The sequence below is a fragment of the Pseudomonas sp. EZ-C24 genome (assembly GCF_014525325.1).
Classification (GTDB): domain Bacteria; phylum Pseudomonadota; class Gammaproteobacteria; order Pseudomonadales; family Pseudomonadaceae; genus Aquipseudomonas; species Aquipseudomonas shirazensis.
In genome coordinates, this window is record NZ_JACDIU010000007.1 from 114,455 (window position 1) to 128,582 (window position 14,128).

General features: G+C 61.3%; 17 protein-coding genes. 11 read left to right on the plus strand and 6 right to left on the minus strand.

Going from position 1 to position 14,128, the window contains the following annotated elements; genetic code table 11:
* Positions 1-5 precede the first annotated feature (5 nt).
* The 6 genes from IDM28_RS04625 to IDM28_RS04650 all read right to left on the minus strand — a co-directional run bounded on the left by IDM28_RS04625 (position 6) and on the right by IDM28_RS04650 (position 5,034).
* Positions 6-1,529 carry an RNA polymerase factor sigma-54 gene (locus IDM28_RS04625; protein WP_101316858.1) on the minus strand — a complete coding sequence of 508 codons (1,524 nt, stop codon included), beginning with the start codon at positions 1,527-1,529 and terminating at the stop codon, positions 6-8.
* Between the two features lie 170 nt (positions 1,530-1,699).
* Complete coding sequence (lptB, locus tag IDM28_RS04630; protein WP_101316860.1) at positions 1,700-2,425, minus strand: LPS export ABC transporter ATP-binding protein; 726 nt, start codon at positions 2,423-2,425, stop codon at positions 1,700-1,702.
* Positions 2,426-2,953, minus strand: coding sequence for a lipopolysaccharide transport periplasmic protein LptA (gene lptA / locus IDM28_RS04635; protein WP_101316862.1), 528 nt, complete (start codon positions 2,951-2,953; stop codon positions 2,426-2,428).
* The gene (gene lptC, locus IDM28_RS04640) at positions 2,940-3,512 is read right to left on the minus strand and encodes an LPS export ABC transporter periplasmic protein LptC (RefSeq protein ID WP_188035456.1); all 573 of its coding nucleotides are present in this window, start codon (positions 3,510-3,512) and stop codon (positions 2,940-2,942) included. Before lptC ends, lptA begins: the two co-directional genes overlap by 14 nt.
* Positions 3,513-3,520: 8 nt before the next feature.
* Entirely contained in the window at positions 3,521-4,045 is a 525-nt protein-coding gene (locus IDM28_RS04645; protein WP_101322952.1) for a KdsC family phosphatase, read from the minus strand.
* A 14-nt stretch (positions 4,046-4,059) separates the two neighbouring features.
* A complete protein-coding gene (locus IDM28_RS04650) occupies positions 4,060-5,034 on the minus strand; it encodes an SIS domain-containing protein (protein WP_101316866.1) in 975 nt (324 codons plus the stop codon).
* Positions 5,035-5,277: 243 nt separating this feature from the next.
* Between IDM28_RS04650 and IDM28_RS04655 the strand changes: the two genes are divergently transcribed.
* From IDM28_RS04655 to IDM28_RS04705, 11 genes are all read left to right on the plus strand, one after another.
* Positions 5,278-6,087: an ATP-binding cassette domain-containing protein gene (locus IDM28_RS04655; protein ID WP_101316869.1), complete on the plus strand. Its 810-nt coding sequence runs from the start codon at positions 5,278-5,280 to the stop codon at positions 6,085-6,087.
* A complete protein-coding gene (gene mlaE, locus IDM28_RS04660) occupies positions 6,087-6,884 on the plus strand; it encodes a lipid asymmetry maintenance ABC transporter permease subunit MlaE (protein WP_101316871.1) in 798 nt (265 codons plus the stop codon). Before IDM28_RS04655 ends, mlaE begins: the two co-directional genes overlap by 1 nt.
* Positions 6,884-7,369 carry an outer membrane lipid asymmetry maintenance protein MlaD gene (gene mlaD, locus IDM28_RS04665; protein ID WP_101316874.1) on the plus strand — a complete coding sequence of 162 codons (486 nt, stop codon included), beginning with the start codon at positions 6,884-6,886 and terminating at the stop codon, positions 7,367-7,369. The genes mlaE and mlaD overlap by 1 nt, the downstream gene beginning before the upstream one ends.
* Positions 7,370-7,378: 9 nt before the next feature.
* A complete protein-coding gene (locus IDM28_RS04670; RefSeq protein ID WP_101316876.1) occupies positions 7,379-8,032 on the plus strand; it encodes a phospholipid-binding protein MlaC in 654 nt (217 codons plus the stop codon).
* Complete coding sequence (locus IDM28_RS04675; protein WP_101316878.1) at positions 8,029-8,331, plus strand: lipid asymmetry maintenance protein MlaB; 303 nt, start codon at positions 8,029-8,031, stop codon at positions 8,329-8,331. The genes IDM28_RS04670 and IDM28_RS04675 overlap by 4 nt, the downstream gene beginning before the upstream one ends.
* A 118-nt stretch (positions 8,332-8,449) precedes the next feature.
* Positions 8,450-8,689, plus strand: a complete 240-nt coding sequence (locus IDM28_RS04680; protein ID WP_101316880.1) for a BolA family protein — start codon at positions 8,450-8,452, stop codon at positions 8,687-8,689.
* A gap of 23 nt (positions 8,690-8,712) precedes the next feature.
* Complete coding sequence (gene murA / locus IDM28_RS04685) at positions 8,713-9,978, plus strand: UDP-N-acetylglucosamine 1-carboxyvinyltransferase (protein WP_101316882.1); 1,266 nt, start codon at positions 8,713-8,715, stop codon at positions 9,976-9,978.
* Between the two features lie 89 nt (positions 9,979-10,067).
* Complete coding sequence (gene hisG, locus IDM28_RS04690) at positions 10,068-10,703, plus strand: ATP phosphoribosyltransferase (RefSeq protein WP_101316884.1); 636 nt, start codon at positions 10,068-10,070, stop codon at positions 10,701-10,703.
* 126 nt (positions 10,704-10,829) lie between these two features.
* Positions 10,830-12,155: a histidinol dehydrogenase gene (gene hisD / locus IDM28_RS04695; RefSeq protein ID WP_101316886.1), complete on the plus strand. Its 1,326-nt coding sequence runs from the start codon at positions 10,830-10,832 to the stop codon at positions 12,153-12,155.
* A 2-nt stretch (positions 12,156-12,157) separates the two neighbouring features.
* On the plus strand, positions 12,158-13,204 hold the full coding sequence (gene hisC, locus IDM28_RS04700; protein ID WP_101316888.1) for a histidinol-phosphate transaminase: 1,047 nt from the start codon (positions 12,158-12,160) through the stop codon (positions 13,202-13,204).
* Between the two features lie 273 nt (positions 13,205-13,477).
* Complete coding sequence (locus IDM28_RS04705) at positions 13,478-14,128, plus strand: FadR/GntR family transcriptional regulator (RefSeq protein WP_101316890.1); 651 nt, start codon at positions 13,478-13,480, stop codon at positions 14,126-14,128.

Sequence of the window (14,128 nt, forward strand, 5' to 3'; positions counted from 1 at the left end):
CGGGGCTACATCAGTCGCTTGCGTTCACTCGACGGTGCTATGCCGAGCGACTCGCGGTACTTGGCGACGGTGCGACGGGCTACCTGGATGCCTTGTGCCTCCAGTAAACCAGCGATCTTGCTGTCACTCAATGGCTTTTTCTGATTTTCCGCTGCAACCAGTTTCTTGATGATCGCGCGGATCGCCGTGGACGAGCATTCACCGCCTTCGGAGGTGCTGACGTGGCTCGAGAAAAAGTATTTCAACTCAAAGATGCCACGCGGAGTGTGCATGTACTTCTGGGTGGTGACGCGGGAGATGGTCGACTCATGCATGCCCACTGCTTCGGCGATGTCATGCAGCACCAACGGTTTCATCGCCTCGTCGCCGTACTCGAGAAAATCGCGCTGGTGCTCGACGATCTGCGTGGCGACCTTCATCAAGGTCTCGTTGCGGCTCTGCAGGCTCTTGATGAACCAGCGCGCTTCCTGCAACTGGTTGCGCATGAAGGTGTTGTCGGCGCTGGTATCGGCGCGGCGGACAAAGCCTGCATATTGCGGGTTGACCCGCAGGCGCGGCATGGCTTCCTGGTTCAGCTCGACCAGCCAGCGGTCGGTGTCCTTGCGCACGATCACGTCAGGCACCACGTACTCCGGCTCGCTCGACTCGATCTGCGAACCAGGCCGCGGATTGAGGCTCTGCACCAGCTCGATGACCTGCCGCAGCTCGTCTTCCTTGAGCTTCATACGGCGCATCAGCTGGCTGTAGTCGCGGCTGCCGAGCATATCGATGAAGTCGCTGACCAGGCGCTTGGCCTCGGTCAACCAAGGCGTATTGGCCGGCAACTGACGCAGCTGCAGCAGCAGGCACTCGCCCAGGTTGCGTGCGGCAACGCCGGCGGGTTCGAACTGTTGAATACGGTGCAGCACGGCCTCGACTTCATCGAGCTCGATGTCGAGCTCCGGGTCAAAGCCTGCGCAGATTTCTTCGAGGGTGTCTTCCAGATAGCCTTGCTGGTTGATGCTGTCGATCAGCGTTACTGCAATCAGGCGATCGGTATCGGACATCGGCGCCAGGTTCAGTTGCCACAGCAAGTGGCTTTGCAGGCTCTCGCCAGCAGAGGTGCGGGTGGTGAAGTCCCACTCGTCATCGTCGTTGCTGGGCAGGCTGCTGGCGCTGGTCTGGTAGACATCTTCCCAGGCGGTGTCGACCGGTAGTTCGTTGGGAATGCGCTCGTTCCAGTCGCCTTCTTCAAGGTTCTGACTGGCGGCGCTGCCTTCCTGCAGGCTGCCATCCTGAAAACCGCTGTCCTGGAAGCTGTTCTCCAGGTTTTCGGCGCTTGGCTTGCTTTCGGCACTGTCGGCCAGCGGGTCGCTGTTGTCGAAGTCTTCGCCGTCTTCCTGGCGTTCGAGCATCGGGTTGGATTCCAGCGCTTCCTGAATTTCCTGTTGGAGGTCCAGGGTCGAGAGCTGAAGCAGACGAATGGCCTGTTGCAACTGCGGGGTCATCGTCAGTTGCTGGCCCATTTTTAGGACGAGCGATGGTTTCATAGCTTGGGCTTAATACCTTGTCCGCCGGCGCATCTGCGCCATCCACTACACGAAGGGCGCCGCGGCGCCAATTTCAAGCAAGTTATATGCCTTAATTTGTAGCGTTTGCCTAGAGCACTGTAACACTTAAGCTGTTTTAGCTTGCTGCTGCCAGTGCCCAGGCAAGGGCCTCAGAGCCGGAACTCGTGGCCCAGGTAGACTTCCTTGACCAGATCGTTGGCCAGAATGGTCTCGGCATCGCCTTCGGCGATCAGTTGACCATCGTTGACGATGTAGGCTGTCTCACAGATATCCAGCGTCTCGCGGACGTTGTGGTCGGTGATCAGCACACCGATACCCTTGGCCTTGAGGTGATGAATGATCTGCTTGATGTCACCTACCGAGATCGGGTCGACGCCAGCGAACGGTTCATCCAGCAGAATGAACTTGGGTGCGGTGGCCAGGGCGCGGGCAATCTCGACACGGCGGCGTTCGCCACCGGAAAGGCTCATGCCGAGGTTGTCGCGGATGTGGCTGATATGGAATTCCTGCAGCAGGCTTTCCAGCTCCTTGCGACGGCCGTCACGGTCGAGTTCCTTGCGCGTTTCGAGGATCGCCATGATGTTGTCGGCAACCGACAGCTTGCGGAAAATCGACGCTTCCTGCGGCAGGTAGCCAATCCCGGCACGGGCGCGGCCGTGCATGGGTTGGTGGCTGACGTCATTGTTGTCGATCAGCACGCGGCCCTGATCGGCCTGAACCAGGCCGACGATCATGTAGAAGCAGGTGGTCTTGCCGGCACCGTTGGGGCCGAGCAAGCCGACGATCTGGCCGCTGTCGATCGACAGGCTGACGTCGCGAACCACCTGGCGGCCCTTGTAGCTCTTGGCCAGATGCTGGGCTTTGAGAGTCGCCATTTACTCGGCCTTCTTCTTCGGCTGGATCACCATGTCGATGCGCGGACGCTTGGTCGTGGCAGCGCCACCGGCATTGCCTGCGGTTGCGACCTGCGACTTGGTGTTGTAGACGATCTTCTCGCCTTCGGTGGTGTTGCTTTCATTCTCGACCTTGGCGCGGTCGGTCAGAATCACCGTGTCTTTTTGCGCCTGGTATTGAATGGTCACGGCCCAGCCTTTCATCTTGTCGGGCTTGGCGGCATCCTGCTGTTGCTCGAAGTAGGCCAGGTTGCCCACCGAAGTCACCACGTCGATGTCGCCATTGGCGGCACGGGTCATGGTCACGGTGTTGCCTTTGATCATCATCGAGCCTTGGGTGATGATCACGTCGCCGCGGTAGGTAGCTACGCCTTGTTTGTCATCCAGGTGAGCGTCGTCGGCCTGGATACGAATTGGCTGGTCACGATCGTTCGGCAGGGCCAAGGCGCTCGCGCTTCCCAGTGCTGCGCTCAGGCTGAGCAAAAAAGGGAGGGTTTTAACGAGCCTCATACTGTCCTCTTACGTTGGACAGCAGGTCCATCCTGCCGTCTTTCAAATACGCTTTCATGCCAACGCCGGTGGTGGTGCCGCCGGCGCCGTCGATTCTAACGGCTTGCTCGGTCTGCGCATATTGCTTCTGCGGGAACACCGTCATGCGCGTGCTGGTAATGATGGTTTCGCGTTGTTTTTCGTCGGTGCGAGCAACCCGTACCTTGTCGATCAGCTCGACCTCGGTGCCATCCGGGTTGACCTCGGCACGCACGCTCTGGACATGCCAGGGATACGCGGTGCCGCGATACATGTGCAGGTCTGGCGTGGTCAGCAGTGTGACTTCGCTGGCCTTGAGGTGCTCGACCTTGTCGGCGGTCATTTCATATTGCATCTTGCCGTCAGGCAAGAACTGCACGCTGTGGGCATTGATCGCATAGTAGTCGATGGCGCTTTCGTCGACCTGGGTCTGTGGCTTGTCGAGGAAACTCTCGGGGCTGACGTTCCAGTAGCCGACCGCTACCAGCAGGGCAGCGATCAGCCCCAGCAGCGCGATGTTTTTAGCTTTTTTGCTGAACATGTGCGGCCTTACAGGTAGTTGGCGTTGGCAGCGTCCAGGGTACCCTGGGCCTGCATGATCAGTTCACAGAACTCTCGGGCAGCACCTTCGCCGCCGCGGGCCTGGGTTACCCCGTGGGCGTTCTGGCGGACGAACACGGCAGCGTTGGCTACGGCCATGCCCAGGCCGACCCGGCGAATCACTGGCAGGTCGGGCAGGTCGTCGCCCAGGTAGGCGACCTGCTCATAGCTTAGGCCCAGTTCAGCGAGCAGGCCGTCCAGAACCACCAGTTTATCCTCGCGGCCCTGAAACAGGTGCGGGATGCCGAGGTTCTTCGCCCGACGCTCGACCACCGGGGTCTTGCGCCCGCTGATGATTGCCGTGGTCACACCCGAGGCCATGAGCATCTTGATGCCCTGGCCGTCGAGGGTGTTGAAGGTCTTGAATTCGCTGCCGTCTTCAAGGAAGTACAGGCGGCCGTCGGTGAGCACACCGTCGACGTCGAAAACGGCCAGCTTGATGGCTTTGCCGCGTTGCAGGATGTCTTCGCTCATGGCATCTCCGTTCATCACATGACTCCGGCGCGGAGCAGGTCGTGCATGTTCAGCGCGCCGGTCGGGCGATCGTGCTGATCGACCACGACGAGGGCGCCGATCTTGTGGTCTTCCATGATCTTCAAGGCTTCAGCGGCGAGCATCTCGGCGCGGGCAGTCTTGCCGTGCACGGTCATCACCTCATCGATCAGGGTGGTGTGTACATCGATATTGCGGTCCAGGCTGCGGCGCAGGTCGCCGTCAGTGAACACGCCAGCCAGGGTACCGTCGTTTTCCAGCACGACGGTCATGCCCAAACCTTTACGGGACATTTCCAGCAGCGCTTCCTTGAGCAGGGTGCCACGTCGCACCTGCGGCAGCTCGTCGCCCGAGTGCATGACGTTTTCGACCTTGAGCAGCAAACGTCGGCCAAGGGCGCCGCCGGGGTGCGAGAAGGCGAAATCCTCGGCCGAGAAGCCGCGGGCCTCAAGCAGGGCGATCGCGAGGGCGTCGCCGAGCACCAGCGCTGCGGTGGTCGAGGAAGTTGGTGCCAGGTTCAGCGGGCAGGCTTCCTGCGCCACGCGCGCATCGAGGTTGGCCTCGGCCGCTTGCGCCAGCTGTGAATCGGGGTTGCCGGTGAGGCTGATCAGCTGAATGCCAAGGCGCTTGATCAATGGCAGCAGGGTAACGATCTCGGCAGTGCTGCCGGAGTTGGACAGCGCCAGGATCACGTCATCACGGGTGATCATGCCCATGTCACCGTGGCTGGCTTCGGCCGGATGGACGAAAAATGACGGCGTACCGGTACTGGCCAGGGTCGCCGCGATCTTGTTGCCGATATGCCCGGACTTGCCCATGCCAACCACGACCACACGGCCTTTGCTGGCCAGAATCAGTTCGCAGGCCTTGACGAAATTGTCGTCGATACGCGGCAACAGGCCCTCAACAGCCTCGAGTTCCAGGCGCAAAGTGCGCTGGGCAGATTGGATCAGCTCGCTGGATTGGCTCATGTCGAAAAGCAATGCCTGATGAAAAGGCGCCGATTATAGCCGCAATGTGCGAAAGGCTCATCACTGGATTGTCATAAGCCTGCCGCGGCCGCCTGTCATTCGCCTGAATGACGCTGCGATAGCCTTGGGGCGGGCTCGCCTGCGGTGCTATAGTTCGCCGCTGATTCGGCCCGGGTGGGGCGTGTGTGCCTTCACGATGAGGGCAGGCGTCCATTGGACGAGGCTGTATTGCAAGGAGTCTAGATGAGTGTGGATAGCGCCTACGCGGTCGAGTTGAAGGGGGTTACCTTCAAGCGCGGTTCGCGCAGCATTTTCAGTAATGTCGACATCCGCATTCCACGCGGAAAGGTCACTGGCATCATGGGGCCATCGGGGTGCGGCAAGACCACCCTGTTGCGCCTGATGGGCGCCCAGCTGCGCCCCGCCAGCGGCGAAGTGTGGGTGGCCGGGCAGAATTTGCCGACGCTGTCGCGCAGTGATCTGTTCGATGCACGCAAGCAGATGGGCGTGCTGTTTCAGAGCGGTGCATTGTTCACCGACCTCGACGTGTTCGAGAACGTTGCCTTCCCGCTGCGGGTGCACACCGAGCTGTCGGAAGAGATGATCCGCGACATCGTCCTGATGAAACTGCAGGCCGTTGGCCTGCGCGGCGCCATCGACCTGATGCCCGACGAACTCTCCGGCGGCATGAAGCGGCGGGTGGCGTTGGCGCGGGCAATTGCCCTCGACCCGCAGATTCTCATGTACGACGAGCCATTCGTCGGCCAGGATCCTATCGCGATGGGTGTTCTGGTGCGTTTGATCCGTCTGCTCAACGATGCCCTTGGCATTACCAGTATCGTCGTGTCGCACGACCTGGCGGAAACCGCGAGCATCGCCGACTACATCTACGTAGTGGGTGATGGCCAGGTGCTGGGTCAGGGCACTCCGGACGAGCTGATGGGCTCGGACAATCCGCGCATCCGCCAATTCATGAAGGGCGATCCGGACGGACCGGTACCTTTCCATTTTCCTGCGCCTGACTACCGCGCCGATCTGCTGGGGACGCGTTGATGCGCCGAAGATCCTTACTTGAACGCGTACGCCTGCTCGGTCGCTCGGCCATCGATGTAGTGGCAGTACTGGGTCGTTCGTGCCTGTTCCTGGGCCATGCCCTGGTCGGCCGGGGCGGGCTTGGCGGTGGCTTCCAGCTGCTGGTCAAGCAGCTTTATTCAGTCGGCGTGCTGTCGCTGGCGATCATTGTCGTCTCCGGCATGTTCATCGGCATGGTGCTGGCCCTGCAGGGCTACAGCATCCTCACCAAATACGGCTCCGAGCAAGCGGTCGGGCAGATGGTTGCTCTGACGCTGTTGCGCGAACTCGGCCCGGTCGTCACTGCGCTGCTGTTTGCCGGTCGCGCCGGCTCTGCGCTGACTGCCGAAATCGGCAACATGAAGTCGACCGAGCAGTTGTCGAGCCTGGAAATGATCGGCGTCGACCCACTCAAGTACATCGTTGCACCGCGGCTGTGGGCCGGCTTCATTTCGCTGCCGCTGCTGGCGCTGATGTTCAGCGTGGTGGGGATCTGGGGTGGCTCGTGGGTGGCAGTCGACTGGCTGGGTGTCTACGAAGGCTCGTTCTGGGCCAACATGCAGAACAGTGTTTCATTCACCGATGACGTGCTCAACGGCCTGGTCAAAAGCCTGGTGTTTGCCTTCGTCGTGACCTGGATTGCCGTTTTCCAGGGGTATGACTGTGAGCCCACTTCAGAGGGGATCAGCCGTGCCACCACCAAGACCGTGGTCTATGCCTCGTTGGCAGTGCTGGGTCTGGACTTTATTCTGACCGCCTTGATGTTTGGAGATTTCTGATGCAAAACCGCACCCTGGAAATCGGTGTCGGCCTGTTCCTCCTGGCCGGGATCCTGGCGTTGCTGCTGCTGGCCCTGCGTGTCAGCGGGCTGTCGGCCAGCCCGACCAGCGATACCTATAAAGTTTACGCGTACTTCGACAATATCGCCGGTTTGACGGTCAGAGCTAAAGTGACCATGGCCGGTGTGACCATCGGCAAGGTCACGGCCATCGATCTGGATCGCGATTCCTACACCGGTCGGGTCACGCTGCAGCTGGACAAGAACGTCGATAATCTGCCGGTCGACTCCACTGCATCGATCCTGACCGCCGGGTTGCTCGGCGAGAAGTACATCGGTATCAGCGTGGGTGGTGAGGATCAGGTGCTCAAAGATGACAGCACCATCCATGACACCCAGTCTGCCCTGGTACTGGAAGATCTGATTGGCAAGTTCCTGCTCAATACCGTTGGCAAAGAACCGAAAGAAGCCAACCCAGCTAATTAAGGAGTTTCCATGATCTCGATCCTGCGACGCGGTTTGCTGGTCCTGCTGGCGGCTTTCCCCCTGCTGACCACCGCTGCACCTGGGCAAACCGCCCGAGAAGTGATTCAGACCACCACCGATCAGTTGCTCAGCGACCTCAAGGCCAACAAGCAGCAATACAAGGCTGACCCGCAGGCGTTCTACGATGCTCTCAACAGCAACCTCGGCCCGGTGGTCGACGCTGATGGCATCTCCAAGAGCATCATGACCGTCAAGTATTCGCGCAAGGCTACGCCTGCGCAGATGCAGCGCTTCCAGGAGAACTTCAAGCGCAGCTTGATGCAGTTCTATGGCAATGCCTTGCTCGAGTACAACAACCAGGGCATCACCCTCGACCCTGCCAAGGGCGATGAAGGTGATCGCACCAGCGTGGGCATGAAGGTCACCGGTACCAATGGTTCGATTTACCCGGTGCAATACACCATGGTCAAACTGGATGGCGAGTGGAAGGTGCGTAACGTCATCGTCAACGGCATCAACATCGGCAAGCTGTTCCGTGACCAGTTCGCCGACGCCATGTCGCGCAATGGCAATGACCTGGACAAGACCATCGACGGCTGGGCAGGTGAAGTGGCCAAGGCCAAGCAAACCGCCGACAGTTCGCCGGAGAAGGCAGTCAAATGAGTGAAACCAGCGTAAGCATGGCCGAGCCGGGCGTGCTGCGTCTGGCTGGCGTGCTGGACTTTCGCACGGGCCCCGCCCTACGCAAGCAGGGCAAGGCACTGATTGCCGCCTGTGGTGAGCAGCAGGTAATGCTGGACTGCTCGGCGGTAGTCAAGTCGAGCAGTGTCGGCTTGTCGTTACTGCTGGCATTCATGCGTGATGCGCAGGCCGCAGGCAAGTCCTGGGCACTGCGTGGCATGCCTGATGACATGCGTGAAATCGCCGAGGTCTATGACCTCGACGAAGTGTTGGCGGGCTGATTGCCCGGCAAGGTGAAAAGGCCCCTCGGTCAGCGTGCCCATTGATGGGCTTCGCAGGCGAGGGGCTTTTTTGTATGATGGCCGACCCGCGCGCACAGGGCGCCGATTGAGGTTGAGCATGCAGGCCGTAGAAGTTAAGAGCTTCCTTGAAGCGAAATTGCCCGGAACCCGGGTCGAAGTTGAAGGCGAAGGCTGCAACTTCCAGTTGAACGTGATCAGCGACGAGCTGGCGGGGCAGAGCCCGGTAAAGCGTCAACAGGCGATCTATGCTCACCTGAATCCGTGGATTGCCGATGGCAGTATCCACGCGGTAACCATGAAATTTTTCAGCAGCGCAGCCTGGGCTGAGCGCACCTGAGCCAACTTGGCGGCGAGATCCTAATGGACAAACTGATTATTACTGGCGGCCCTCGTCTCGATGGCGAGATCCGCATTTCCGGGGCAAAGAACGCTGCCCTGCCGATCCTTGCAGCAACGCTGCTGTGCGATGGTCCAGTGACCGTCGGCAACCTGCCGCACCTGCACGACATCACCACCATGATCGAGCTGTTCGGGCGCATGGGCATCGAGCCTGTGATCGACGAGAAGCTGGCAGTCGAAATCGATCCGCGTGCAATCAAGACACTGGTTGCGCCGTACGAGCTGGTCAAGACCATGCGCGCCTCGATTCTGGTACTGGGGCCGATGGTTGCCCGCTTCGGCGAGGCTGAAGTTGCCCTGCCTGGCGGTTGCGCGATCGGTTCGCGTCCGGTTGACCTGCACATCCGCGGCCTGGAGGCCATGGGTGCAAAAATTGAAGTCGAAGGCGGCTACATCAAGGCCAAGGCGCCTGAAGGCGGCCTGCGCGGTGCGCACTTCTTCTTCGACACGGTGAGCGTGACCGGCACCGAAAACATCATGATGGCTGCTGCTCTGGCCCGCGGCCGCAGCGTTCTGCAGAACGCCGCACGCGAACCGGAAGTGGTCGACCTGGCCAACTTCCTGATCGCCATGGGCGCCAACGTCCAAGGCGCGGGCACCGACACCATCACCATCGATGGCGTCGAGCGTCTGCACTCGGCGCACTACCGGGTCATGCCTGACCGTATCGAAACCGGCACCTACCTGGTGGCAGCTGCTGTCACTGGCGGTCGGGTCAAGGTCAAGGACACCGATCCGACCATCCTTGAAGCAGTCCTCGAGAAGCTCAAGGAAGCCGGCGCCGATATCACCACCGGCGAAGACTGGATCGAGCTGAACATGCACGGCAAGCGGCCCAAAGCCGTCAACCTGCGCACCGCTCCGTATCCGGCGTTCCCGACCGACATGCAGGCGCAGTTCATCTCGCTCAACGCCATTGCCGAAGGCACTGGTGCAGTGATCGAGACGATCTTCGAAAACCGCTTCATGCATGTTTACGAAATGCACCGCATGGGCGCGCACATCCAGGTCGAAGGCAACACTGCCATCGTTACCGGGGTCAAGACCCTCAAGGGCGCGCCAGTGATGGCCACCGACCTGCGTGCCTCGGCGAGCCTGGTGTTGTCGGCTCTGGTTGCCGAGGGCGACACCCTGATCGATCGCATCTACCACATCGACCGTGGTTACGAGTGCATCGAAGAGAAGCTGCAAATGCTCGGCGCGAAGATCCGCCGCGTACCGGGCTAACCTGCCCAGGCGCATGGACGCGCCAACGAATTCAATGCAGCCGGGCTTTGCTCCCGGCTGCTGTAGCCGCTTAAGGACCGACGTTTGCCATGTTGACCATCGCGCTATCCAAAGGCCGCATTCTCGACGATACCCTGCCGTTGCTGGCCGAAGCCGGTATCGTGCCCACCGAGAACCCGGATAAGAGCCGCAAGCTGATCATCCCCACGACTCAGGATGACGTGCGCCTGCTGATCGTGCGCGCCACCGACGTGCCGACCTATGTCGAGCATGGGGCGGCCGACCTCGGTGTGGCTGGCAAGGACGTGCTCATGGAGTACGGCGGCCAGGGCCTGTATGAGCCGCTGGACCTGCAGATCGCCTGCTGCAAGCTGATGACCGCCGGTGTTGTCGGCGCACCCGAGCCTAAGGGCCGTCTGCGTGTGGCCACCAAGTTCGTCAATGTTGCCAAGCGTTACTATGCCGAACAGGGCCGTCAGGTCGACATCATCAAGCTGTACGGCTCGATGGAGCTGGCGCCGCTGATCAACCTCGCCGACAAGATCATCGACGTGGTCGACACCGGCAATACCCTGCGTGCCAACGGCCTCGAGCCGCAAGAGCTGATCGCCATGGTCAGCTCGCGTCTGGTAGTGAACAAGGCTTCGATGAAGATGCAGCATGCGCGCATCCAGAGCCTGATCGACACCCTGCGCCAAGCGGTCGAGTCGCGACACCGCGGTTGACTCCTGCGCACGACCTTCGCTGTCGTGCCCGTCTATCCGCGCCATAGCCAATTTTCTCAGGTGCCCGCGCGGATCGACTGGTAGCCTAGGGCGCCTGAGCATTCGCTACTATTCGAGGCCCTCGCCATGACCGTGTCCACTGCAATTGCCCGTCTCAACGCCGCTGATCCGGATTTCGCCCGACATCTGGATCATCTGCTGAGCTGGGAGAGTGTGTCCGATGACGCGGTCAACCAGCGCGTGCTCGACATCATCAAAGCCGTCCGTGAGCGCGGTGATGCCGCCTTGGTCGAGTTCACCCAGCGTTTCGATGGCGTGCAGGCGACCTCCATCAACGATCTGATTCTTGACCGTGCCCGGCTGGAGCTTGCGCTTACGCGGATTACCGCGAGCCAGCGTGAAGCCCTGGAAAAAGCCGCCGAGCGCGTGCGCAGCTACCACCAGCGGCAGAAGCAGGATTCCTGGCAGTACACCGAAGCCGACGGCACCGTGCTTGGCCAGAAGGTCACGCCACTGGACCGCGCTGGCTTGTACGTTCCCGGCGGCAAAGCGTCCTATCCGTCGTCGGTGTTGATGAACGCGATTCCGGCCAAGGTTGCCGGTGTTGGCGAAGTAGTCATGGTGGTGCCGACGCCGCGTGGCGAGCTCAACGAGCTGGTGCTCGCGGCGGCCTGCATCGCTGGGGTTGACCGGGTGTTCACGGTCGGCGGCGCTCAGGCCGTGGCTGCGCTTGCCTACGGTACAGAGAGCGTGCCGCAGGTCGACAAGATCGTCGGCCCGGGCAATATCTATGTGGCCACCGCCAAGCGCCATGTGTTCGGTCAGGTCGGCATCGACATGATCGCCGGCCCGTCGGAAATCCTGGTGGTCTGCGACGGCCAGACTGATCCGGACTGGATCGCCATGGACCTGTTCTCCCAGGCCGAGCACGATGAAGATGCCCAAGCCATTCTGGTCAGCCCGGATGCGGAGTTTCTGGATCGGGTGGCGGCCAGTATCGACAAACTGATGCCGACCCTGGAGCGCGCCGAGATCATCGAAAAGTCGATCAATGGCCGTGGTGCACTGATCCACGTGCGCGACATGCAGCAGGCCATCGAAGTGGCCAACCGGATTGCTCCGGAGCACCTTGAACTGTCGGTTGCCGACCCGCAGGCCTGGCTGCCGCAGATCCGCCACGCCGGTGCGATCTTCATGGGCCGCCACACCAGCGAGGCGCTGGGCGATTACTGCGCAGGCCCCAACCACGTCCTGCCAACCTCCGGCACCGCGCGCTTCTCGTCGCCGTTGGGCGTGTATGACTTCCAGAAGCGCTCGTCGATCATCTTCTGTTCCGAGCAGGGCGCTTCCGAGCTCGGCCACACCGCATCGGTGCTGGCCCGTGGCGAATCGCTGACGGCCCACGCCCGCAGCGCCGAATACCGTATCCGCACCACTGCCGAGGGCAACTGAACATGAGTCGATTCTGGAGCCCATTCGTCAAGGACCTGGTGCCTTACGTACCCGGCGAGCAGCCCAAGCTGACCCGCCTGATCAAGCTCAACACCAATGAAAACCCCTATGGCCCGTCGCCCAAGGCGCTGGAGGCCATGCGTGGGGAGCTGAACGACAACCTGCGGCTGTACCCGGACCCTAACAGTGACCGGCTCAAGCAGGCCGTGGCCGAGTATTACGGTGTGAGCAGCGGCCAGGTGTTTGTCGGCAATGGCTCGGACGAGGTGCTTGCGCACATTTTCCATGGCCTGTTCCAGCACGGCGCGCCGCTGCTGTTCCCTGATGTGAGCTACAGCTTCTATCCGGTGTACTGCGGTCTGTACGGCATTGCGTTCGAGCAGATCGCCCTGGACGAGCAGTTCCAGATCCGCGTCGAAGATTATGCCAAGCCCAACGGCGGCATCATCTTCCCCAACCCGAACGCGCCTACGGGCTGCCTGTTGGCGCTGGAGGCGATCGAGCAGTTGCTGCAGGCCAACCCTGACTCGGTGGTGGTGGTAGACGAAGCCTACATCGACTTCGGCGGCCAGACGGCGATCAGCCTGGTCGACCGTTACGACAACCTGCTGGTCACCCAGACCTTGTCCAAGTCGCGCTCGCTGGCCGGCCTGCGGGTAGGCTTGGCGGTGGGCCACCCGGACCTGATCGATGCGCTGGAGCGGATCAAGAACAGCTTCAACTCCTATCCGCTCGACCGCATGGCGATTGTCGGCGCCGCGGTAGCGTTCGAGGACCGCGAGTACTTCAACGAGACCTGTCGCCAGGTCATCGACAGCCGCGAGGCCTTGGTCGCGCAGCTGCAGGCCAAGGGTTTCGAGGTGCTGCCGTCAGCGGCCAACTTCATCTTTGCCCGCCACCCGCAGCACGACGCTGCCGAGCTTGCGGCGCGCCTGCGCGAGCAAGGGGTGATCGTGCGTCACTTCAAACAAGCGCGAGTTGCCCAGTTCCTGCGCATCACCATCGGTACGCCGCAGATGAACCAGGCGCTGGTCGATGCCCTGGGCTGAGTAAGCCAGGCGGCCCGGCCCTCACTTGCGAGGGCCGGCTTTGCTCATCGGACTTGATGACGATCGCCAACAGCAACAGCGGCACTACCACCAGCCCGATGACGATACCCATGGCTATGTGGTTACGCATTCACGTTCAGCCCTGTAAAAAAGCGCTACAGCCTCCCAAAGTCGCAACGCAGCCGCAACTGGACAAAAATGCCAAGTGGCGGCAGGCCAGCTTTCAGTTACAATCCGATAATTCGTAGGATGATTGGTTGAGTTGGCAGCGACATGGGAAATGAACTGATCAAGCGTTCGCTGGTGGAGCTGGCGGTCGAGCAATTGCGCCGGCGGATCGTCGAGGGCAGTTGGAAAGTAGGTGAGCGCCTGCCGACCGAGCCAGAGCTGGCCGCCGAGCTCGGCATCAGCCGCAATACCGTACGCGAGGCCATGCGCGTGCTTGCTTTCAGCGGCCTGGTCGAAGTCCGCCAGGGTGATGGCAGCTACCTGCGTACCGCGCAGGATCCGCTCCACGCGATACAGGCCATGGCCCGCTGCACGCCCGAACAGGCGCGCGAGACCCGCCACATTCTCGAGGCTGAAGCGATTGGTCTGGCAGCCCTGCGGCGCACCGAGCAGGACCTGCTGGAGCTGCGCGCAGCCCTTGCCGGCAGCGCCGAGCACTATCACGCCGACCTCGATACCTATGTGCACTGCGATCTGCTGTTCCACCAGCGCCTGGTCGATGCCGCGCACAATCCTGCCTTGAGCGAGCTGTACCGATACTTCTCCGGTGTGGTGGCCGCTGCCCTGGAACGCAACATGAGCGCGCTGCCGCGCTGCCAGGCGGTGTTCGATCTGCACGGAGAGATTCTCGATGCGGTTGAACAACGCGATCCGGAACGGGCCAAGCGTCTGTGCCGGGCCCTTATCGAATCCTGA

Bases quoted from the DNA above. Each gene is read 5' to 3' on its own strand.
- IDM28_RS04625 (WP_101316858.1), bottom strand. From the start codon at position 1,529: ATGAAACCATCGCTCGTCCTAAAAATGGGCCAGCAACTGACGATGACC.
- lptB (WP_101316860.1), bottom strand. From the start codon at position 2,425: ATGGCGACTCTCAAAGCCCAGCATCTGGCCAAGAGCTACAAGGGCCGC.
- lptA (WP_101316862.1), bottom strand. From the start codon at position 2,953: ATGAGGCTCGTTAAAACCCTCCCTTTTTTGCTCAGCCTGAGCGCAGCA.
- lptC (WP_188035456.1), bottom strand. From the start codon at position 3,512: ATGTTCAGCAAAAAAGCTAAAAACATCGCGCTGCTGGGGCTGATCGCT.
- IDM28_RS04645 (WP_101322952.1), bottom strand. From the start codon at position 4,045: ATGAGCGAAGACATCCTGCAACGCGGCAAAGCCATCAAGCTGGCCGTT.
- IDM28_RS04650 (WP_101316866.1), bottom strand. From the start codon at position 5,034: ATGAGCCAATCCAGCGAGCTGATCCAATCTGCCCAGCGCACTTTGCGC.
- IDM28_RS04655 (WP_101316869.1), top strand. From the start codon at position 5,278: ATGAGTGTGGATAGCGCCTACGCGGTCGAGTTGAAGGGGGTTACCTTC.
- mlaE (WP_101316871.1), top strand. From the start codon at position 6,087: ATGCGCCGAAGATCCTTACTTGAACGCGTACGCCTGCTCGGTCGCTCG.
- mlaD (WP_101316874.1), top strand. From the start codon at position 6,884: ATGCAAAACCGCACCCTGGAAATCGGTGTCGGCCTGTTCCTCCTGGCC.
- IDM28_RS04670 (WP_101316876.1), top strand. From the start codon at position 7,379: ATGATCTCGATCCTGCGACGCGGTTTGCTGGTCCTGCTGGCGGCTTTC.
- IDM28_RS04675 (WP_101316878.1), top strand. From the start codon at position 8,029: ATGAGTGAAACCAGCGTAAGCATGGCCGAGCCGGGCGTGCTGCGTCTG.
- IDM28_RS04680 (WP_101316880.1), top strand. From the start codon at position 8,450: ATGCAGGCCGTAGAAGTTAAGAGCTTCCTTGAAGCGAAATTGCCCGGA.
- murA (WP_101316882.1), top strand. From the start codon at position 8,713: ATGGACAAACTGATTATTACTGGCGGCCCTCGTCTCGATGGCGAGATC.
- hisG (WP_101316884.1), top strand. From the start codon at position 10,068: ATGTTGACCATCGCGCTATCCAAAGGCCGCATTCTCGACGATACCCTG.
- hisD (WP_101316886.1), top strand. From the start codon at position 10,830: ATGACCGTGTCCACTGCAATTGCCCGTCTCAACGCCGCTGATCCGGAT.
- hisC (WP_101316888.1), top strand. From the start codon at position 12,158: ATGAGTCGATTCTGGAGCCCATTCGTCAAGGACCTGGTGCCTTACGTA.
- IDM28_RS04705 (WP_101316890.1), top strand. From the start codon at position 13,478: ATGGGAAATGAACTGATCAAGCGTTCGCTGGTGGAGCTGGCGGTCGAG.